This window comes from Bacillus cereus group sp. TH152-1LC (assembly GCF_027710505.1).
Taxonomy (GTDB): domain Bacteria; phylum Bacillota; class Bacilli; order Bacillales; family Bacillaceae_G; genus Bacillus_A; species Bacillus_A mobilis.
Window position 1 is genome coordinate 977,008 of the sequence record NZ_JAQFNK010000001.1, and the last position, 20,414, is coordinate 997,421.

The window sequence follows — 20,414 nt, forward strand, 5'->3', positions numbered from 1 at the left end:
GAGAGTATTCTCTGCTTTTATTTATTTCACTATTTTTCTTGCAAAAATAGATGTGTCTTTATTTTACTGAAAACTTGAAGATATTCATAAATAAACTACTCATTTTCTCTCTATCATGAGTTTCCATAAATGGTTTATTTATTTTTTCTTTGCTATGAGTTTTCGGTTCGGATTTATCAAATTTTGAATCTTTTATCGCTTGAAAGGCATCTTTGAAACTTTTACTTTTTTGATAAGTAATTTTTTCCTTTCTTAGATACCTTAGTAAATCCCCTTTTGTAGCAAGAGTTTTTGAAAAAATCAATTCGATTAACGTATGACATTTTTGTTCTTCTTCACTTAAAACATTCTCTTTTGAATTCTCCGCAGTATGTAATACAGGTGACTCTATGTTTTCTGAATCTATTGGTGATGGCTCTGTTGCTTTGGATTCCAAATTTGGTGTTTCAAGTTCTGGAACTGTTGCTTTAACTTCAGAATTTGTTTCTTCAATCTCTGGCGCTGTTGCTTCGACCTCGGAATTTATTTCTGCAATCTCTGGCGCTGTTTCCTTAATTTCAGAATTTGTTTCTTCAATCTCTGGAATTGCTACTTCAACTTCAGAATTTGTTTCTTCAATTTCAGAATTTTCTTCTTCAACCTCGGAAGTTGGTGTTTCAGAAACTTGAGCAGTGACAGTGAAACCAAAAATTAAGTCCATTTCTTTTTCAATATCTTCTTCTCTTTTTTGTGTAGGAATATCTAATTCAATACAATCTCCAAATACATACTTCAATTCATTCTCGTATAATGCGTCATATTGCTTAGATTGTTCTAATAGTGCTAAACCACTAACATGTGAAATAGATGCAACACTCTCTTGGATTTGTGTCATTTTCATTTCTCTCCTCTGTATATCTGTTTTTTTGTTTTTTATTTGTTAACTCTATTATACCAAAGATAGAACAAATGTTCTAATAATATTAAAATAAATATTAGATTAATCTTTTATGTATTTGTATCGGAATAACAAGAGAAATCCAATTCAAAATGCGCATTACGACGAATGTTAAATTATTACAAAGGAAGCCAATGTAGATGTAGAAAACATTTTAAGTAATTGGTTATCTTGATGTATGGAAGTAGTCCAAATAAAAGTGAGTTAATGTAGATGTGATTACATGTTATCTAAATGCATATTCTACTTGCGCTTTTCTTACGGCGTGTTATAACATATATGGTTTTGAATTATAGGGGGAAATAATGAATGAATAATCATGAAATAGAGTATGAAGTGTTTGGTTCAGAAATGCAGTATATTACTATTATTTTGGACCCGCAAGAAATAGTGGTAGCCGAAGCTGGGCATATGATGATGATGGACGACGAGGTGCAGATGCAGACAATATTCGGTGATGGTTCTCAAGAAAAAATTGGTTTCATGGGGAAATTAGCAGGCGCCGGCAAACGTGTTCTTACAGGGGAAAGTATGTTTATGACAACATTCACTAACGTTTCCAATGAAAGAAGAACGGTGAGTTTTGCTGCTCCGTATCCAGGAAAAATCATTCCATTTGATTTACAAAAGTTTGACGGAAAAATTATTTGTCAAAAAGACGCTTTTCTATGTGCAGCTAAAGGTGTATCTGTGGGAATTGCAATTCAGAAAAAATTAGGAGCTGGCTTATTCGGTGGCGAAGGTTTCATCATGCAAAAACTAGAAGGTGACGGTCTTACATTTGTACATGCTGGAGGAACTATTGTTGAAAGACAACTAAAAGAAGGAGAAGTTCTTCGTATAGATACAGGTTGTTTAGTTGCTATGACACAAGATGTTAAGTATGACGTACAACTTGCAGGTGGAGTAAAAACGGCTCTATTTGGAGAAGGACTATTTGTGGCAACATTAGAAGGACCAGGAACAGTGTGGTTACAGTCACTTCCATTAGGTCGTTTAGCTGGACGTTTAGCAAGGGGCAGTGGCAAAGAAAGTTCTACTGCTGGCGGTATTTTTGATTTACTAACATAATTCGAAATAAATATTTGAAATGTATGAAAAAGACACAGAGTTCATCGGACTCGAAGTGTCTTTTTTTAATAATTAAATTCTTGTATGAAACAATTTAGTTAACAATGTTAATTAAATTACAAAGGAAATCAATGTAGATGTAGAAAATTAAGTTGCTATCCTATAGAATATTTTTTGAAATTAATGGAGTGAAGAAAATGGTTTCTATAAAACCAACAGATAAACCACCTTATTTAATGATTGTCATTTTGTTTATTGGGGCATTTGTAGCATTATTAAATAACTCATTAATAAATATGGCACTTCCAACTATCATGACTGATTTTGGTATTAAAGATTTTTCAACAGTTCAATGGTTAACGACGATTTATATGCTTGTTAGTGGGGTTCTTGTTCCTGCATCTGCTTTTCTAGTAACAAAATTTACGAATCGTCAATTATATATAACATCCATAGCGATTTTCACAATCGGAACATTACTTGCGGCGATATCTGATTCATTTGGGATATTACTTGTAGGACGTATTATTCAAGCTATTGGCGCAGCGGTTATATCCCCTTTGTTAATGAATGTAATGCTTGTAAGTTTTCCACCTCATAAACGTGGTGTCGCAATGGGCTTTTACGGAATGGCACTGATTGTAGCTCCTTCCATTGGTCCAACAATATCTGGCTACATAATGGAATATTATGATTGGCACATCATGTTTTATATGTTGTTACCAATCACAGGAATTAGTTTAATCCTTGCTATTTTCAAATTGAAAAACCTTTTACCTAATAAAGAGGCTACATTAGATTACCTATCATTAGTCATGTCTACTATTGGATTTGGTAGTGTACTCTATGGTTGCAGTACAGCCGGTTCAAAAGGATGGTCAGACCCATTAGTTTACGGAACTATTTTCATCGGTATGATTGGTGTTATAGGATTTATCATTCGACAAATTCGTATTGATAACCCAATGATAAATATGCGAATCTTTAAGCATCCAACGTATTCACTTGGCTTTGTTATAGCTGTTGTTATAGCTGTGTCATTAAGCTCAACAATGATTTTCATGCCGATGTATCTAATGAATGTTCGTGAAATTCAACCGTTTGATGCAGGTTTAATGATGCTACCATCAGCCTTAATTATGGGTCTCATGTCCCCTATTTCAGGGAAATTATTTGATAAATTCGGAGCAAGGATAATAGGTCTTATCGGACTAGCAATTGTATCCGTATCAACTTATTTATTATCCGACCTACAATTAGACTCTAGCTACAATTATATTATTGCTATCACTACATTACGTATGTTTGGATTATCAATGGTACTTATGCCTATTATGACAAATGGTTTAAACCAATTGCCAAAAGAATTGTACCCTCATGGAACAGCTATGAACAATACGCAGCAACAAATTGCAGGAGCGATTGGAACAGCAGTATTGGTAACACTTATGAACTCACATACAAAAGCTCGTGCAACAGAATTAGCTGCTGCTGCTAAAGAAAAATTTGCTTATCCAGGATTAATTCCTTCTGATGAACAAATCGTACAAATGAAAGAACATGTTACTCACCAAGCATTACTTTCTGGTATAAATCATAGCTTCCTTATTGCCTTCGTTATAACCATTTTGGCTTTCGTCTTAACTATATTCTTAAAACGTGGAAAAACCGATGAAAATAAAAAAGAAGAGGCAGTAGATAAAAGTGAAACAATCATTAAATAAAACAATGATTGACTCTTATTTGTTGTATTAGACGGAAGTATATTGAAAAAGAACAATTAAAAAACTTAAATTAATAGCACAAAAGACGTCGCACTCATTTAGGTGTCGACGTTTTTTATTCAAAGAAAAAATAAGAAATATATGTTTTGGTTTATAATTTTAAAAAATAACAAAGGAGATGTTCCCATGAGAATGTCAAACATATTAAAATCCAAAGATTTCGAACAAAAATTATTGAACAATGAAATTGATTTAGAAATTAAGAATAGCAAAGGATATACTTTATTCCTATATGCTGCGACTCGTGAAAAATATACAGTTCAATTAGAACTCATCTTGCAACATCAAAAAGAAAAAGTTCAACAACAAGCTCATAAGCAGCATAGTAATGCATTAATTATTGCAACTCTTAACAATAATTTAGAAGGAACAAAAGTGTTACTACGTCATGGATTTGATATTAATATTCAAGGTATTCCAGGACAAGGAGAAACTCCTCTCACCATATCGGCTCGTAATAACAACTTTGATTTAGTTCAATTTTTGGTAGCAAACGGGGCTAATATTAATTCTAAAAACTATGCAAAAACAACTAGTTTAATGTATGCAACCCAGAATCAAAACATTGAAATGGTTCGATTTCTGATAGAAAACAATGCGGAAATTAACGAAGTTGGTAGTAACGGAAGCGCATTAAAAAAAGCTTTGCTATCAAATGCAGATGAAATTATAAAATTGCTAATTGAAAATGGAGCAGATATTAAAAAAGTATGTTCTGGTTTAGAGCCTGCGTTAAATATTTCAGCGCAAGAAGGAAACATTGATATGATGAATTATCTTATTGAAAAAGGTGCTGATGTAGAATGGGCTTGCGGAAAAGGTGTAACAGCATTAATAGCTGCATGTTCTAGTGCTGGTTGTAAAACAGAAGTATTAGAACTCTTACTTTCAAAAGGCGCTAATATACATGCGAAAACTAAATATAACTATTCTGTTGTTTGGCACGCTATGTCATATAGTAAACCTGAACAATTGAAATTTTTAATAAGTCATGGTGCAACAATAGATGAAGAACTTAAAGAATTACAATTGTTTTTTGATGTTCAACAACCAGAAATGGTGGATTTCTTATTAATGAATGGTGCAAATATTAATACGCGTAATTCCTATAACCAATCACAATATGATGCGCTTATTAATTTCGTGTATTCCTTACAATGCTTAGAGATTTTAGATAAACACATAGATAAAATGGATGAGGAATTAAAAGTGCAATATATGGAACAACGTTTACAATTACTCATAAACGCCTAAGTATATAGAAGAATTAAAAATATAAATATGAAAAGCAGGTATTCCTGCTTTTTTATTTTTGGTTATAGTATAAGTATTTTAGAGTGCAGAAAAATTATATTAAAAAGTGCCGATTTAATTTTATCGGCACTTCATATACTTATTGTAACTTTTCCCTTTTGGATTTCAAAGAATGTATAAGGTTGTTAATACCCAAAATATTAAATTGCACACTTAAAAAAACAATCATGCATCCCACAATAATATACTGAATGATATCTCCAAACATAATTTTTTCATACTCCTTTTACAACAAATAAACACAAATACGCATGAATCTTCGACAAAGAATCACGACCATTTCTATTCCTTTTTCATTATAGCACTTGCTCATATGTAATATCTAATTTTCATAAGCAACTAACAATTCGATGTTGAGGAAAATAATAAAGTTTCTACTTTATTCCCAAATCCAGTTTACAATATTAAGAACTGGAGGTGATTATTTGTTTACATTAGTAATTGGAAAAAATTCAATAGAGAAGATGAGTTTTATAGCTACACATATCAAAACAATGTATTCTAAGAATACTATTTTTATTTTAGATACAACCGGCGAACTTACAAACATATTAAATAATGAAGGATTACTTGTTACAAACAAAATAATCGAAGCAGAAATTGTTGTATCAGATGGGGTAAATAAAGCAGTGAAAGAAAAAGACCTATTTGAAAAAGAACATGTTTTTTGTATTTCAAACGGGGATGATTTAGAAAAGAATTTTGTTGAAAAAGCACAGAGAATCGTTTTATTCCCTGTTAGTAATCCAGAAAAAATGAGTAAATTATTAGATATTCCAGTTGGTTATTTACAAGATTTAAAACCGTTTGAACCCATTACTGTAATTTAAGAGTCGCTGCTTAATAGTGGCTCTTTTTTATCAATTGTAGTGTATGTAAATATCGTTGTTTAAAAAAGAATTTCAAACAAACATTATAAAAAATGTGAACTTGTGATAAAATCATTAAAGTAAAAATTATCCAAATAAGGAGGTAAAGTCATTTGAAAAATCATCTTTTAGGCTCTTACTTGGTATTTATCGGTTTAGGTTTACTTATGATAGTATTATTTGCTCATATACCTTACTTAATATGGGCTATAACTTTAGGAGCAAGTATCATATTTAATATTACTGGAACTGCATTATTAATGAAACATATCAAGTTTGTTAAAACTAATAACAATGTACAGTGAAGCAGGAGACTCTAAAAAGGTCTCTTTTTTACTTATCTTTCAAACTAATTACTGTATTTAATTTTACACGTAAAAAAAGACCCAAAATGATTTTAATTGTGGTCTTTTCTTAACTGTAATCTTTCTTCGTATTATTCACTAAATTCTTCGGTTGTAATTTGTGAGATTCATAGATTTATTTTCTTCCGAATGACACCGATACATATAAAAAAGCACCAACAAGAAGTTGGTGTTTTTCTATTTATTCTGCTGAATAACTTTTCAATCGTTCCAATAATTTCTCTGTTTGCTCGATTGCTTTCGTTTGTTCTTCTTTTGTTAGCGTTTTGTCATTTAGTTTCTTTTCAAGTGACCCGTAGTAGGTGCAGAAGTCGATTGGTTGTTCAATAGGGTCCCCGATGCTGATTAAATTATCAAGTGGGTTGCCCTTATTATCAAAATTGTAATATGATAAATAGATTTTCCCCTCTTTATCAATGGCAGGATTATAATGTCCTAATCCTAATGTGCCATCCGAAATCGTTTTATAATCTAATTTCCAAATTTGTTCTCCATCTTTGTTTAATTTATAAACACCGTCATTATCACTAAATATAATATCTCTATTTTTATCAATTGCAACCTCTGTAGGAGCGGAATATATTGTTTTTTTCCATAACTCATTCAAATTATTATCAAACTTTGTAAGCTGATTATTCAAAGTTGTATAAAAATCTCCTGTTGCATAATCTACGATTGGCGCATTACCATTACGTGTATCATAGGTTTTTTCAACTAAAATATCTCCTGTTGCTCCATTTAGTTTATAAACTTTACTTCGACTACTCTGTAGGGTAACGATTAAATCTCCTTTATGGTCCATTGCATAGTAAAATTTGTCTCCACTAAACTCTTTACTCCACACTTTATTCCCATTTTTATCCAAAGCTATTACATATTTTAAAGAAGCTCTTGTCATCAATACATACAGGTATCCATTTTTTCCAATTAACATGCCGTTTTCATGTGGTATTGTTGTTCCGAATGTGGATAGGTCTGTTGTACCTTTGAATTTCAATGTGCCATCAGGGTTAAAAGCATATAATTTTTCATCGTATTGTGTATCATTCAACATATAAATTGTGCCATCTTTATCAATTGCTGGTTCGCTAAATTTATGTTGATTAGAGTCAGAAGAAGTAGGTTTTGCGACCCATTTTTCCGTACCATCAGGGTTGATGGCATAAAGCTTCCCAGACGAATTATAGATAGTTCCATCACTACTGATAATATTTGTTTTTTTATTATTTAAGCTAACAGGTAACTTCCACTTTACCGTGCCATCTCGGTTAAAGGCATACATGTTTCCATTTTGATTATTCATATACACAATGCCATCTTTATCAATCGCAGGCTTTCCCCAAAATTGTTGATTCCCATTGGTTCCATCAGATTGAACGGTGTACCTCCAATTTACTTTGTTGGTATTCGTTGAAGCATATTGCGAGTTTTGTGAATAGTTAAATCCATACGGTGCAGGAGCATCATGTTGGTATGCACCTGTTTCAAATGATGCTCCTTGATAATTCGGTTCTTCTGCCACAATGTGCTTGTCGTTTACCAAAAACATACTACTACATAAAAGAGCAAAAACAGTTGCAGATACTTTCAATTTTGACAATTTGTTTTTTCGTTTTTCCTTTGTGTTTGAAACAATGGAATTTGATGTTTTTTTCATAATGTTCCTCCTTTTATTTGTCTACTTTTGCATTATACATTATAGTTTCATAGATTTCATGTTTATTTTTCTGGATTTCTAAAAGAATTTTCAACAGCAATATTACGATTGAAACAAAATGTCTCCACTTTTAATCTACTTTTCTCTTCTTTATCTAGCCTTAAAACAGAAAAACCATATCTCCCCATCCTTCCCCCCTGTATTTACTAAAACAAATTTAAGATTTTAATAAAAGTGAGATTAATCTATTATCAACTAAAAATTTAATTCGCACACTGATTTCATAATTAATCTTCATATGAAAATGCTATTGGTGAACCAGTCAGCTCAATATAAGGTATTTTGTTGGCTTTAGCTTGTCTGCAATATTCTTTAATGAGAGTTTCTCCCTCTTCAACATTTAATATTTTGAAGAATTTACTATTTGTATCATCAATAAAAAAACTAGTAACCTCAATCGTCTCAAATAGTGAATTATTTTCAATCTCAACAATTAGTTTTTCCTCTTGCAAGTCAATTTTTGCTGAAAGATATTGAGTAACGCCACCTATGCGGTCAGGTTCGAAATCAAATGTGTTAAATTTAATCGTTGCATCGAAACCAAAATCTGATTTCACACCATTATAGGTAAAGCCAAACCAATTAAAATCGTATGTATACGAAATCTTTTTATTACTTTTTTTGTTTTCTTCTATATACGCAGCATGTTCTCGAAGAAAATCATCTGGATTATTAGTCAATTCATCCACCTCCTTCCTTTGTAATTATATTTGTAATTTCGAAACCTTCAATTTAACTACATATATTTTTAAAATCTGGATTTCTTATGATTATCTACGTAAGTGAAGTGTTTTTTCGAAAAATATAAAGAGCCTTCGTGATTAGAAGGCTCTGTTTGGTATATCTTTCAGTTTTAAATCTTGTATTGGAAATCTATCTTCAATGGCACGAATATTTTCTAATATCTTTCTAGGGAATATTTTACCCCCTACTCTACCAACTCTCCATATTTCATGAGAAGTTAAGAATGCATCGTATATTGAAATTTCACTTTTGATTAACTTTGAAACAATATCATCATTTGCTTTGCTAAATAATAATTCTTGAACTGCTATTATTCTATCGTCGTTCACTTTTGAGTAATCACGCAGCACATAAATTAAATATTTCTCATTATTATTATTTAATTCTAAGATTATTGGTTGAGAAATGTCTAAAATAATATTCAATTTGAATAAAGAATCATGATTTGAATCGTCAAAAATGGCATTAAATATTTCTTCATCGTTAATTATTAAATCCAATGTTTGCTCCTCCTTGTTGAATGCTTATTTGTTTAACTTCTTTTTAAATTATATCTTAATTCATATTTTTTAACTAATTTTTTTGAATTCTCACCTTATTTTAATGTTAATTTAGTATAATACATAATATATTTCAGAAATAAGAAAGAGGAAACTAACATGAATGCATTGCATTTTATCAGTGAATATATCAAACACCCTAGAAAAGTAGGAGCCATTGCCTCAAGTTCTAAGCACCTTGCAAAACAAATGGTAGCTCCTATTAATTTTGAAGAAGCAAAATGTATTATCGAATACGGACCAGGAACAGGTGTGTTTACAGAAGAACTCATTCAACATAAACAAGCCGATACAAAATTGTTCATCATTGAAAATAACGAGCAATTTTACCTAATGCTGCAAAAAAAGTATGGAGACATAGAAAATGTATATGTGATTCATGACTCTGCTGAATATACAGACAAACATATTCAGAAACATGGGATTGAAAAAGTAGATTATATTGTTTCTGGATTACCATTTGCTAGTTTGCCGCAAAACGTATCTAATAAAATTTTAAAGGTATCACGAGAAATGCTAGGGAAAGATGGGAAGTTTATCACCTTTCAATATACGCGTTTGAAACAAAAGTATTTACGTTCTTTCTTTGAAAACATTGAAATAAACAAAGTATATTGGAACGTTCCTCCTGCTTTTGTATTTACTTGTTATATTTAATTCCTTGTTATCATAGTGGAATACAACAAAAACGAAATAATAATAAAACCACAAAGAATATATATTCCTTGTGGTTTTTCACTTTGTTTTGCTTTTATTTAAAATACATTTTAAATCCCTAAACTTCTCCGCCAAACAAAAGCATAGTTTGATATGCCGATAGCCAAGAGTCACAATCATCTTCGCTCACACCATCTTTACAAAGAAGAAATGTTTCTGTATTGATTCCGTATTTGGTTTCAAATTCTCTCACGACCTTAATAGCCTCTTGTGGCTGCACTTTAAAATTTTCAGGTGGAAGTATATCTTTTAATTCTTTTAATATATCTGGGATATTCATTGGATTCCCTCCTTATCAAAAAGTTTTTCTTTGTATTTATAATTCTACATTGATGTAGAATTTAAAATCGCATTCCATGAAGGTAAATTAATTTTTTAAAACTCTATAAGCAATTCCTAATGCATCACCCATAGCATACATTTCTGGAATAGATAGTCTATATTTATCGTGTATTTCTTTGTCAGCAAAATATATAGACTTCCATATATCTTCACTTCCACAAAGGTGTTGCCCTCCTATTTGTTTGCAATAATCTTTATAAGCCTCTGGATGATTGAAACCTAATAGCTCCCATATCTTTGTAATATGCCTTCTATGTTGATTTGCTCTATGAGTTTGTATAATCAACATCGCAAATGCTCTGTTGTTTTCAACTACCTTTAGTAAATCTCTCTTGAAATTCGTTCTTGCTTCTCTATATTTTCTCTTATGACTTCTGCTCATTGAAAAAACCTTCCTTTACCTCGGAGATTATGCACGAAATCGCATTGTTTTTTAAGTTCCTTGTTATCATAACATTTTGAGTTTAAAAATTGGTTTTTATTAAGAAAAACATCCTATTTCACAAAAAAAGCAGCTCGTTTAGAGTGTTTTTGACTCTAATCCGAACTGCTTTCTAAATTTATATATTACTCTACCGTTTTCTTTAAAATACGAACTCTGATAAATGCATATGTCCAAGTAACAAGTGCAAATGCTCCAAAGAACATTAGTAGATGATTCATACTACTTATCAGTGTTGAAGTTTCATTTGAAGAAATAGCTGCTCTGAATCCTTGTACCGAATATGTCATTGGCAACCAGTTATGTATTGCTTGTAATTGACTCGGTATTAATTCGACTGGGAAAGTACCGCCAGTAGAAGTAATTTGGCAAATTAATATAATAACAGCCACGAATCTTCCAACATTCCCTAGTGGTTTCACTAGCATTTGAATCAGTGCAAGGAATGTAATACTAGTTAGTATAGTTAATGCAATGAAATTACTTAAATGGTTGACCTTTAGACCAACTACATGAATAAGAACCGCATCCACGATTAGTGATTGCATAACACCAACTATTGTTAATGTTACTAGTTTACTAAAGAACAAACCAAATCCTGTTCTAGGTATCGCCGGAGTCTTTTGGATATCCAACACAATTGTTAGCATTAAAGCTCCAATGAATAAACTAATAGAAATCATATATGGTGCTAATCCTGTACCATAATTTGAAACTTCATGTACAGATTGCTTATCTAATACAACAGGGTCTGAGAACATATCTAATGTTTTATCTGTAGGTTTGAATTCCTTAGACTCATCAGCTGCCTTTTTCAAGTTGGTTGTTAATTCTTTATTACCATCTAATACTTCTACTTCTCCGTCTTTAAGTTTTTTCACACCACTGATTATATCTAACCATCCTTCGTATAAGGATTTATTACCTTCAGCTAGTTTTTCTGTACCATTAGATAAATCAACACTTCCGTTATGAATCTTATTTTGTGCAGATTCTAATTTAGAAATACCATCTGTAATTTTTGTTTGTCCTTTTGATAAAGCATTCATATTTTCTGAAACAGAGTTAACTCCGGCTTGAATTTTTTTCGAAGAACCTTCTAATTTTTCTATGCCACCTGTAACTGCTTGGCTTGTGCCTACTAGAGTTAAGAATTCAGCATCCGTTTGAAGTTCAGGGTGTTTTGCTAGATATTGTTTTAATCCATCAGTTAACTGTTTAGAACCGTTTAAAGTTGCTGTTGCTCCGTCTCCCCAGTCATTCATACCCTTCGATAATGCTTGTGTTCCTTGACTTAATTGATTTATTCCTGATTCTACGGCTTTTGAACCTTCTTTTAATGGTTTAAAAGCTTCTAATGTTTGCTTGGTCCCTTTTTTAAGTTCTAAAGTACCATCTTTCAAATCATTTGAACCTTTTGCTAAGGAATTGACATCCGATGTTTTGTCTTTTAATTTCCCTAATAACTCATCGGTTCCATCATTTACTTTTGACATTCCGTCTGTTATTTCTTTTGAACCATCGGCAGCCTCTTGGAACCCATCTGAAGCTTCTTTTATTTTATCGAATATTACATCCGCATACTGTCTAGATATGCTAATAGAAACTTCATTCTTTATTTCTTCAATAGCTTTTTTGCCGATTTGAGCAGCCACGAAATTAAAAGATTCATCTTGGACATATTTTAATTCCGGACGCTGAGGTTTTTTATCATTAAGGGTTGCTACCTTTTTAGAGAAGTTTTTTGGAACTTCAATAATCATGTAATACTTATGTTTTTTTAACCCTTCGTCTGCCTCTTTTTTATTAATGAAATGCCAATCGAATTTGTCGTTGTCCTTTAGGTCATCTACAAACTCTTTACCTACGTTTATGGTCTTGTCATCTATTTTGGCTTCTATATCAGAATTGACGACTGCTACAGGTAATTTATCTACTTTTCCATACGGGTCCCAAAATCCCCATAAGAATACTCCACAATACAAAATAGGAATAAAGAAAAGTCCAATTACTGATAGGAGCGTCATTTTGTTTTTAAAAATAGAACGCCATTCTTTTAGAAATAGTTTAAAAACAGACAAAATATTTCACTCCTAATTTTAAATTGACTAATTTTTAACATTAGTCACGTAGTTCTACCTTTTATTTAAAGAAAAATAGTGTTTTCCTTTTCACTTTAAAAAATATACAACCGCATCATTATGAATAAAATAATGATACTAGCGGATATTCTTAACCTTAAACGAATATTTTCAAAAAAACTTTATAAAAATTACACAAAAAATTGACTTACGATTATTAAAATGATAAATTACATGGGCATTAAGGAAATATGCTATTCAAAAATTTGTATGTATTTCAACAGATTTTTCTCTACCCCCCCAGGTACGGGTTGCTCCAATTTATTGTGAGCAACCTTTTGAATTTCACATGAAAAATGGAGTTTTTTAAAATAAGACCAAAGATGTAGAGAGAATTAAGACTGTGGCTCATTAAAAGATTATCGTCCCTCTATTATAATGAACAGTGCAATAAACAGTATTGCGCTTTTTTTGATGGAGTAAAGTATTTAAAAAGGTGTATACATATTTTATTCAAACAAAAACAATAGAACAACTTGGGGGTTAGGATAATGAAAAAAATTGGACCAAAAGGTATGAAGTGGCTGAAGATTATCCACGTTTTTCTTGTGATATTATTTTTCGGAGGGATTTTAAGTTCTTCGGCTTTAAATCTCCATATTGATTTCACAAAATATGATGAGTCCTATCTGGGTTATAAAAACATTATCGTAATTAGTGATAATGTTATCAAATGGGGCGCAATTGGAACTTTATTAGTAGGTTTCACATATGGATTTTTTACCAACTGGGGGTTTTTTAAGCATAGATGGGTTGGTGTAAAATTTGTTCTTTATATTATTCAAACAATCGTTGGAATTTTTGTTGTGGACAAGTTAATGGTAGCTAATATGGAATTATTGGAAACTCAAAAAGAATTAGCATTAAGTAATCCAATCTTTATTCAAAATCACGAGATAAGACAATATGCAGTCTATTTTCAAGTTTTTGTTACAATTTTCGTTTTTATAATTTCATTTTTAAAACCTTGGAAGAAGAAAAAACTTCATTCAAAACAAAGTTAGTTTTTGCTGCTAAATACAATACTAAAAGCGTGGTTATTTTAACCACGCTTTTAGTATTGTATTGACCGATTATGATGTTTTTTTCTATTACTTCTTTTTAATTTTTGTTCTCTCCAAAATATGTATTGTAATACTTTGAGCCTTCTTCAAATTCATAAACTTCTACGTTCGATGGAGTTAACGTAGCATTCTCCTCATTTAATTTATAAATAGTAAATACCCATTTACCTTCCATGTTATTGTAAAAGGCTGATTCATAATGGTATGGTTCTACTTCTTTAAATGCAGCTTCAGAATACATAAATGAATCCGATTTATCTTTACCATTTTTAACTTGAACTAATGAATCGCCTTTAACTATGAATGCGTATCCCCAATTATTATTTGTACTCTCTGTTTGTGTGATTAATAATAACTCTACTTTTCCTTTTACTAATTCAATATGAGAAGAATTTGCGTTAAAAGTAAGATTATTTACTTTCACTTCTTGCTTTGTTTTTCCGTTTTTAGATAAAACAACCTTATAATCTCCGCTGTATATAGCATCACCTTGAGTTGCTCCTGCTAAGTTTTCTGTTTCAATTTGTTTGTTCTCTTTTACTGCAATAATAGATAATTTATACTCTTGTCCTTCTTTATCATGAATTAGTGATTCGAAGCGAGTTTTGCCACTTGTTTTTATTTTTTTTGAATTAGATGCTGAGTTGTTCTGTTTTTTATCCGTCTGCGATTCTGTTTCTTTATTTGATTCTTTATGAATCTCTTTATTATCACATCCAAATAAAAGACTGGTACATACAGCAGCTAGTAAAATAGTTTTTTTCTTCATAGCTATCCCCTCCTATTTTGATTAATTTCTAAAAAAGTTATCGTTCCTTTTAAGAATGTTTATTATATGCATCTAGGCATCTATAAATTAGTGCAGGAATACATGCGTTTATTTCTTTTGAATTAGATGTTGAGTTTATTTGTTTTTTATCCGTTTGCAACTCTTTTTCTTTATTTAATTCTTTATAAATTTCTTTGTTATCACAGCCAAATAAAAGACTGGTACATACAGCCGCTAGTAAAAAGGTTTTTTTCTTCATACATATCCCCTCCTATTTGTATTGATTTCAAAAAAGATATCGTTCCTTTGAGGAATGTTCATTAATTATTAATATGTATCTAGAAAACAACGCAGGAATGCATACATAAACAAATTAACTATTTCTGAATTTTAAAAGTCCTCTAATGAGGACCAACCAAAACCTATTTATATTGTTCTTTTAATTTTTCAATGAACGGAACAAATTTTTTATCCGGATAGATGTTTCTATGTTTTTTCAAGTGCATGATTGCTTCTTCAAAGCTATTAAAATGCTCACAACAAAGCCACAGCGTTAAAACGGCTGACCTTGAAACTCCCTCATAGCAAGAAATGAATACTGTTTTTCCAGCCTTTTTATATTCTAATATCTCTTCAAAACATCGACTCCAAATAAGTAAAGCTGCTTCTAAATCTCCATCATCAAATGGTATATGATGAACGATTAAGTTTTCTGGAATATTTAAGTTCTTCGGCTCCCTGGTGTCACATTTGAAGTCATACCAAATATCTACTTTGGGCAGAGTTTTTCTTGTGTTCTTTACGCCACCTAAATACAACCAATCTAATATTTGTGTCACATCATCATTACATGGTCTTTTCATTTAAAATCCTGCTTTCATTTTTTATAAATTATAGAATGTCTTTTATGTTATTAAAACATTTTAGAAGAATTTTTTGGTAAAAAAGAACTTCTTTTCTTTATAACTTTATAAGAATGAAATGAAAAAGTAAAAACAAAGGAGAATGCAGATATAAAATCAGTTGATTTCATATATGGAATTAACTGATTAAGGTTTCCTATGCACAACTTTTTTTGAGTAAATTCAAACTGTTTAATGAGATTAAAATAATAGTTTTTTTACAATAATGTTTCTCTAGACACACCCACCCTTTCTCTGATAAGATACAAAAGCGTTTTTTAGAGGAGGATTAAATTGGATACAAGAGAGTCTTTAGCAAAAAAAGTGGCGATTATAAGTGTTATTAGTAATATTGTTCTGACCATAGGAAAGTTAATTGTTGGCTCGTATGGAAATAGTGATGCAGTATTCGCAGATGGAATCCATTCAGCAGCAGATGTTTTCGCATCCATTATTGTACTTTTAGTAATTAAAATATCAAATAAACCCGCAGATAAAGAGCATCCCTATGGACATGGGAAAGCCGAGGTCATTGTATCGGGAATTGTAGGAATGATTTTGTTCATTGTATCTTTTTATGTTGTATATGAAGCAATACTGGGCTTTTTACATCCAATTTCCACACCAAATATTCTTGCAATGTGGGTTGCTCTTATCTCTTATGGAGCCAAAGAAATCCTTTATAGGTATTCTTATAAAATTTCTCAAGAGCAAAATAGTAAGGCTATTGAAGCGATTGCTTTTGACCATAAAGCAGATATTGTCGCTTCAATCGCAGCTGCTTTAGGGGTTATTTTATCTATTATTGGAGACAAATTTAATATTTCCATTTTACTTTATGGAGATAAAATCGCTAGTATTGTGGTTGCTTATTTAATTTTTAATATATCGAGAAAAATGTTGAACGAAGCATTCGATATTTTGTTGGAACGAAATATTGATATAGAAATTTTAAATGAATATAAAGCAATTGTTTCTTCATTTCCAGCTGTTAAAAGAATAGACCGACTTAGAGCAAGGGAACATGGTCATTATGTTTTAGTCGATTTAAGAATTTCAATTGACCATGAAAAAACAATAAAAGAAGGACATGACCTTTCTAGGGAAATCAAGCAGGAGCTCATGAACAAGCATGATAATATAGAAGAAGTGCTAATCCACTTAAATCCTTACTTTTCCAACTAATTGAGTGTTTGAATTTAAGTCCTATTTTTAATGAGCCTTAAAAAAGCAAAAAAATAGCAGAGACAATTCATAAGAGAATTGCTCTGCTATTTTAGTTTCTTTTAAAAATACAGGTATATCCAAAAAGAACAGTTAATAAAGTTTTTTTGTTAAAACTCATTACTCTCTTATTGAAGTGATTCTATTTAATTCTTCTAAGTTATGCTCTAACTCTTTGAAACTAGAAACTACTTCTGTAAACTTCTCCTGTTGCTTTCTCACATTCGATAATACTTCTGATAAAGAAGATTCATTATTTCTAGTTAATTGAGATACTGAGCCTACTTCTTCCACAATATTTTTCGAATGACCCTTTGAATTTTCTACCATATCATTACTTTCGTTTACCTTCGTTACTACGTTTTCAGCATTCGTAATGATATCATTTAACACATTCAACATTTCAACGGTTTTGTTTTTACTGATATGAACCGTTTCTTTTCCTGATTCAACTTGAGAAACAGCCTTTTTCGTATTTTCATTGATATCTGTAAGAATAGATGTAATATCAAATGTATATTTTTGAGAGTCCTCTGCTAATTTTAAAACTTCGTTCGCTACAACAGAGAATCCAGCACCATGTTCCCCTGCCCTCGCTGCTTCAATTCGCGCATTTAAGGCTAAAAGGTTTGTTTGTTCTGAAATTTTATTAATAACTTGTATTACTTCGCCAATTTTTTGGTTCTTTTCATTCAATTCATACATAGTTTGAGCTGTTGAATCAATAATAACATTCACGTTTTCCATATTATGAATTAATTCTTTCATTTCTTTATTTCCTAACTTTGTATACTCCACATTTTCTACAGACAATGTTTTTATCTGATTTGTAGTAGAAGATACATGTTCTATATTTTCATCGCTTAATTTGATAGATGTTTGAATATCATTGATACTTGCAAACTGTTGGTCCATATTTTTTGTGAATTTTTGAAAGGCTTGTGAAACATCCTCTGAAATTTCGATTGTTTTCTCAATATTACTCTCCAATAAAACTCCGAACTCATTTAATTTTTCAGTAGCGGATTGCACTCTTTCAATAATATTATCTGTTTGTTCCTTTTCTTTTCGAATTGCTTGTTCTTTATTATAAGATTCCAACTGTAATTTCGTTGAAAATTTACTTTGGAATGTTAGAAGTCCTGTAATTAAAATGATGTACATATAAAACGAAACCATATCTTCTTGGCTGTATAAAGGGAAAACTGTGTCACGGTATAAATGATAAAAAATTGCAGTAAGTATCATTTGTGTAACCCCTGTGAATATGGTGGTACGGTAATCTTGATACAAAGAAATAGCCACTATATTATAAAAAACCATTAAATAAGAAAGTAACGTTTGGTCATGCTGAACCATTAAAAAAGTTAAAACAGATAAAAAAATAATTAATGTCCAACTCACACCATTTACAAATACTTTTTTCCGAATCAAAACAGACAAACATAGGAAAATTAATGCCGCCATCCCAGCAATTATTAAAATAAAATCAACAGGTGCACCACTGAGAATATTCATAACAATAGAAAGAATCGCGGAAAATATAGTTACATTTAACACGAGTTTATTTCTTCCATGACGTATATCCAGTTTAGTTTGAGCATCCAAAAAAAACACCTCCTTCTATAAGAATTTTGTACATTGTACTATAAAAAAGGTTTTTTCCAAATAAAACTGGTGATATCTTAAAATCGTGATATAATGCTTAAAAATAACGGATAAAAATTAGGGGGAAATATCAATGTCAAAAAATGTGAACCTAACAAAAAAATTCTCATCAGTTTTAAAAGTAACAAATGAAGAATTAACAAAAAGATTTAATCGAGTTTGGGGAAAGAGCTGGGTTGAAGAAGGATACGAATTAGAATTTTCAAACGGAGAAGGAGTTCTACAATATCTTTTCACTAATGAACTTGGTGTAGATGCTGGTAGTTTAGAATTAAAATTAAATCCGAATGAAATTATGGACGAATTTAATTTTCTTAATTTTGTACCTAAAGGTTCAAAACTTATGGAAGTTGATAAGTTAAGTATTCTTAAGGAAGAAAGAGGAGAAGGAATTCTTGATGAAATTCTAACGACAATCGTAATGGCTGCCGAAGAACATCAAGTAGATTATTGTATCGCATTAATTGAGCCTGTATTTTATAGAGCATTAAGAGCCTTTTATAAACTACCGGTTCAAAAAGCAGGAAAAATGTTCTTCTATAAAGGTGATGACGTAGTTCCTATGATTATTGATGCAAAAAAAATGATAGTAATAAAAGAACAATTCGAATGGTTTAAGGGGCAAGACTTATTTGTCGCATAAACTCTTACATAATAAAAACACACAATATAAACATCGCTTAAGACTAATTTCTGAAATTAGTCTTTTTTATTTTTTATAGAATATAATAGATGTCATACGGTTATTAAAAAACTCGTTTATCCTATAAAGATAGACGAGTTTTGATAATGTTTAAACCTATTTATTTTCCTCAAACTTCATTAAGAATTTTGTTATGCGTTTTACGTATTCTTTTGGGTAATCTAAGAATCCTTTTACATGGTCCGTCCCTTCTGGAATCCAAATTTCGAATGCATCTGGATGAAGTGCCGCCATTTTTTCACTTTCTGTATAAGGGATTTTCGTATCACCGTTACCATGAATAAATAAAACTGGTCTTGGATAAATAGCCTCCAAAGATTGAATAGGGCTCGCCTCTTTTACATCTATATTCGCAATTTTAGGGATGGTATTCATAATAAGAGGTGTAAAAGGAAACGATGGAAGCTTGGTCCATACAGGTAAGTTTTCTTTTAAGTAATCTTTCAAATCGCTATATGGGCTATCTGCTATAACTCCAGCAACATCTTGTGACATACCGGCTGCTAAAATAGAAGTAGCTGCCCCCATTGAAACACCATGTAGAACAATAGGTTTATCATTTTGTTTTTTTATCCATTCAATAGCTCCAAGTAAGTCATATTTCTCTCTTGCTCCAATAGTTGTAACTGTGCCTTCAGATTCACCAGAATTTCGAAAATCAAACATTAGTGTCTGATATCCAAGTGGAACTAATCTTTTGCTTAAATGTATAAATCCCGCATTATGACGGTTTCCACCATATCCATGCGCCATAATGATATTTAGTTTTGGTTCTTCTTTTGTTGGAAGTAGCCAACCTTTTATATTTGTTTCTCCATCGAGACTTTTAAATTCGACATCTTTATATATCAAATTATGATTTTCTGGATTGTCCTCTATCGGTCTTCTTTTTCTGCGGGTAAGATTTAATCCTACGTACAAAGATAATCCTACACAAGCTGAAGAAACGGACAATATAGAAGTTCCTAATGTAGCAAGTAACTTCTTTTTAGAAAAATTACTTTTTGAATTGAATTCATTTTGTTTTTCCGACATGATTTTATCTCCTGTTTGTAAAAAAATAAGTAATGATGTCATCTAT

At 31.1% G+C, this 20,414-nt stretch carries 22 protein-coding genes; 9 read left to right on the forward strand and 13 right to left on the reverse strand.

Annotation, left to right across the window (positions count from 1 at the left end):
- Window positions 1-58: 58 nt before the first annotated feature.
- Entirely contained in the window at window positions 59-874 is an 816-nt protein-coding gene (locus tag PDL00_RS05385; RefSeq protein WP_270727222.1) for a hypothetical protein, read from the reverse strand.
- 372 nt (window positions 875-1,246) lie between these two features.
- Here PDL00_RS05385 and PDL00_RS05390 point away from each other — a divergent pair, with 372 nt between their 5' ends.
- The 5 genes from PDL00_RS05390 to PDL00_RS05410 all read left to right on the forward strand — a co-directional run bounded on the left by PDL00_RS05390 (window position 1,247) and on the right by PDL00_RS05410 (window position 6,280).
- Complete coding sequence (locus PDL00_RS05390) at window positions 1,247-2,008, forward strand: TIGR00266 family protein (RefSeq protein ID WP_270727225.1); 762 nt, start codon at window positions 1,247-1,249, stop codon at window positions 2,006-2,008.
- A 197-nt stretch (window positions 2,009-2,205) separates the two neighbouring features.
- A complete protein-coding gene (locus PDL00_RS05395) occupies window positions 2,206-3,732 on the forward strand; it encodes a DHA2 family efflux MFS transporter permease subunit (RefSeq protein ID WP_270727228.1) in 1,527 nt (508 codons plus the stop codon).
- A gap of 186 nt (window positions 3,733-3,918) precedes the next feature.
- Window positions 3,919-5,046 (forward strand): ankyrin repeat domain-containing protein, encoded by a 1,128-nt coding sequence (locus PDL00_RS05400; RefSeq protein ID WP_270727230.1) that lies wholly within the window; start codon window positions 3,919-3,921, stop codon window positions 5,044-5,046.
- Window positions 5,047-5,531: 485 nt separating this feature from the next.
- Window positions 5,532-5,936, forward strand: a complete 405-nt coding sequence (locus PDL00_RS05405; RefSeq protein WP_270727233.1) for a hypothetical protein — start codon at window positions 5,532-5,534, stop codon at window positions 5,934-5,936.
- Window positions 5,937-6,088: 152 nt separating this feature from the next.
- On the forward strand, window positions 6,089-6,280 hold the full coding sequence (locus tag PDL00_RS05410) for a hypothetical protein (protein ID WP_270727235.1): 192 nt from the start codon (window positions 6,089-6,091) through the stop codon (window positions 6,278-6,280).
- A gap of 241 nt (window positions 6,281-6,521) precedes the next feature.
- Here PDL00_RS05410 and PDL00_RS05415 read toward each other — a convergent pair whose 3' ends face one another.
- The 4 genes from PDL00_RS05415 to PDL00_RS05430 all read right to left on the reverse strand — a co-directional run bounded on the left by PDL00_RS05415 (window position 6,522) and on the right by PDL00_RS05430 (window position 9,301).
- Complete coding sequence (locus PDL00_RS05415; protein ID WP_270727238.1) at window positions 6,522-7,997, reverse strand: PQQ-binding-like beta-propeller repeat protein; 1,476 nt, start codon at window positions 7,995-7,997, stop codon at window positions 6,522-6,524.
- A gap of 62 nt (window positions 7,998-8,059) precedes the next feature.
- The gene (locus PDL00_RS05420; protein WP_270727240.1) at window positions 8,060-8,185 is read right to left on the reverse strand and encodes a hypothetical protein; all 126 of its coding nucleotides are present in this window, start codon (window positions 8,183-8,185) and stop codon (window positions 8,060-8,062) included.
- 99 nt (window positions 8,186-8,284) lie between these two features.
- A complete protein-coding gene (locus tag PDL00_RS05425) occupies window positions 8,285-8,737 on the reverse strand; it encodes a hypothetical protein (RefSeq protein WP_270727242.1) in 453 nt (150 codons plus the stop codon).
- 141 nt (window positions 8,738-8,878) lie between these two features.
- The gene (locus PDL00_RS05430) at window positions 8,879-9,301 is read right to left on the reverse strand and encodes a hypothetical protein (RefSeq protein WP_270727245.1); all 423 of its coding nucleotides are present in this window, start codon (window positions 9,299-9,301) and stop codon (window positions 8,879-8,881) included.
- 159 nt (window positions 9,302-9,460) lie between these two features.
- On the opposite strand from PDL00_RS05430, the gene PDL00_RS05435 reads away from it, so the two are divergent.
- On the forward strand, window positions 9,461-10,018 hold the full coding sequence (locus tag PDL00_RS05435) for a class I SAM-dependent methyltransferase (RefSeq protein ID WP_270727247.1): 558 nt from the start codon (window positions 9,461-9,463) through the stop codon (window positions 10,016-10,018).
- Window positions 10,019-10,136: 118 nt separating this feature from the next.
- Here PDL00_RS05435 and PDL00_RS05440 read toward each other — a convergent pair whose 3' ends face one another.
- The 3 genes from PDL00_RS05440 to PDL00_RS05450 form a co-directional block, all read right to left on the reverse strand.
- Window positions 10,137-10,358, reverse strand: a complete 222-nt coding sequence (locus PDL00_RS05440) for a hypothetical protein (protein ID WP_270727249.1) — start codon at window positions 10,356-10,358, stop codon at window positions 10,137-10,139.
- 87 nt (window positions 10,359-10,445) lie between these two features.
- Complete coding sequence (locus PDL00_RS05445; protein WP_270727251.1) at window positions 10,446-10,802, reverse strand: hypothetical protein; 357 nt, start codon at window positions 10,800-10,802, stop codon at window positions 10,446-10,448.
- Window positions 10,803-10,987: 185 nt separating this feature from the next.
- Entirely contained in the window at window positions 10,988-12,943 is a 1,956-nt protein-coding gene (locus tag PDL00_RS05450; protein ID WP_270727254.1) for a YhgE/Pip domain-containing protein, read from the reverse strand.
- A 551-nt stretch (window positions 12,944-13,494) separates the two neighbouring features.
- Here PDL00_RS05450 and PDL00_RS05455 point away from each other — a divergent pair.
- Window positions 13,495-14,007 (forward strand): DUF2269 family protein, encoded by a 513-nt coding sequence (locus PDL00_RS05455; RefSeq protein WP_270727256.1) that lies wholly within the window; start codon window positions 13,495-13,497, stop codon window positions 14,005-14,007.
- A 97-nt stretch (window positions 14,008-14,104) separates the two neighbouring features.
- Here PDL00_RS05455 and PDL00_RS05460 read toward each other — a convergent pair whose 3' ends face one another.
- The 3 genes from PDL00_RS05460 to PDL00_RS05470 form a co-directional block, all read right to left on the reverse strand.
- A complete protein-coding gene (locus PDL00_RS05460) occupies window positions 14,105-14,836 on the reverse strand; it encodes a hypothetical protein (protein WP_270727259.1) in 732 nt (243 codons plus the stop codon).
- A gap of 49 nt (window positions 14,837-14,885) precedes the next feature.
- Entirely contained in the window at window positions 14,886-15,095 is a 210-nt protein-coding gene (locus tag PDL00_RS05465) for a hypothetical protein (RefSeq protein ID WP_270727261.1), read from the reverse strand.
- A 163-nt stretch (window positions 15,096-15,258) separates the two neighbouring features.
- A complete protein-coding gene (locus tag PDL00_RS05470) occupies window positions 15,259-15,699 on the reverse strand; it encodes a dual specificity protein phosphatase family protein (RefSeq protein WP_270727264.1) in 441 nt (146 codons plus the stop codon).
- Between the two features lie 333 nt (window positions 15,700-16,032).
- On the opposite strand from PDL00_RS05470, the gene PDL00_RS05475 reads away from it, so the two are divergent.
- Window positions 16,033-16,923: a cation diffusion facilitator family transporter gene (locus PDL00_RS05475; RefSeq protein ID WP_270727267.1), complete on the forward strand. Its 891-nt coding sequence runs from the start codon at window positions 16,033-16,035 to the stop codon at window positions 16,921-16,923.
- A 159-nt stretch (window positions 16,924-17,082) separates the two neighbouring features.
- Here PDL00_RS05475 and PDL00_RS05480 read toward each other — a convergent pair whose 3' ends face one another.
- Window positions 17,083-18,480 (reverse strand): methyl-accepting chemotaxis protein, encoded by a 1,398-nt coding sequence (locus PDL00_RS05480; protein WP_442868315.1) that lies wholly within the window; start codon window positions 18,478-18,480, stop codon window positions 17,083-17,085.
- Between the two features lie 223 nt (window positions 18,481-18,703).
- Between PDL00_RS05480 and PDL00_RS05485 the strand changes: the two genes are divergently transcribed.
- Window positions 18,704-19,273 carry a hypothetical protein gene (locus PDL00_RS05485; protein WP_270727272.1) on the forward strand — a complete coding sequence of 190 codons (570 nt, stop codon included), beginning with the start codon at window positions 18,704-18,706 and terminating at the stop codon, window positions 19,271-19,273.
- 156 nt (window positions 19,274-19,429) lie between these two features.
- On the opposite strand, the gene PDL00_RS05490 is transcribed toward PDL00_RS05485, so the two are convergent.
- Entirely contained in the window at window positions 19,430-20,368 is a 939-nt protein-coding gene (locus tag PDL00_RS05490) for an alpha/beta hydrolase (protein ID WP_270727274.1), read from the reverse strand.
- Window positions 20,369-20,414: the final 46 nt, after the last annotated feature.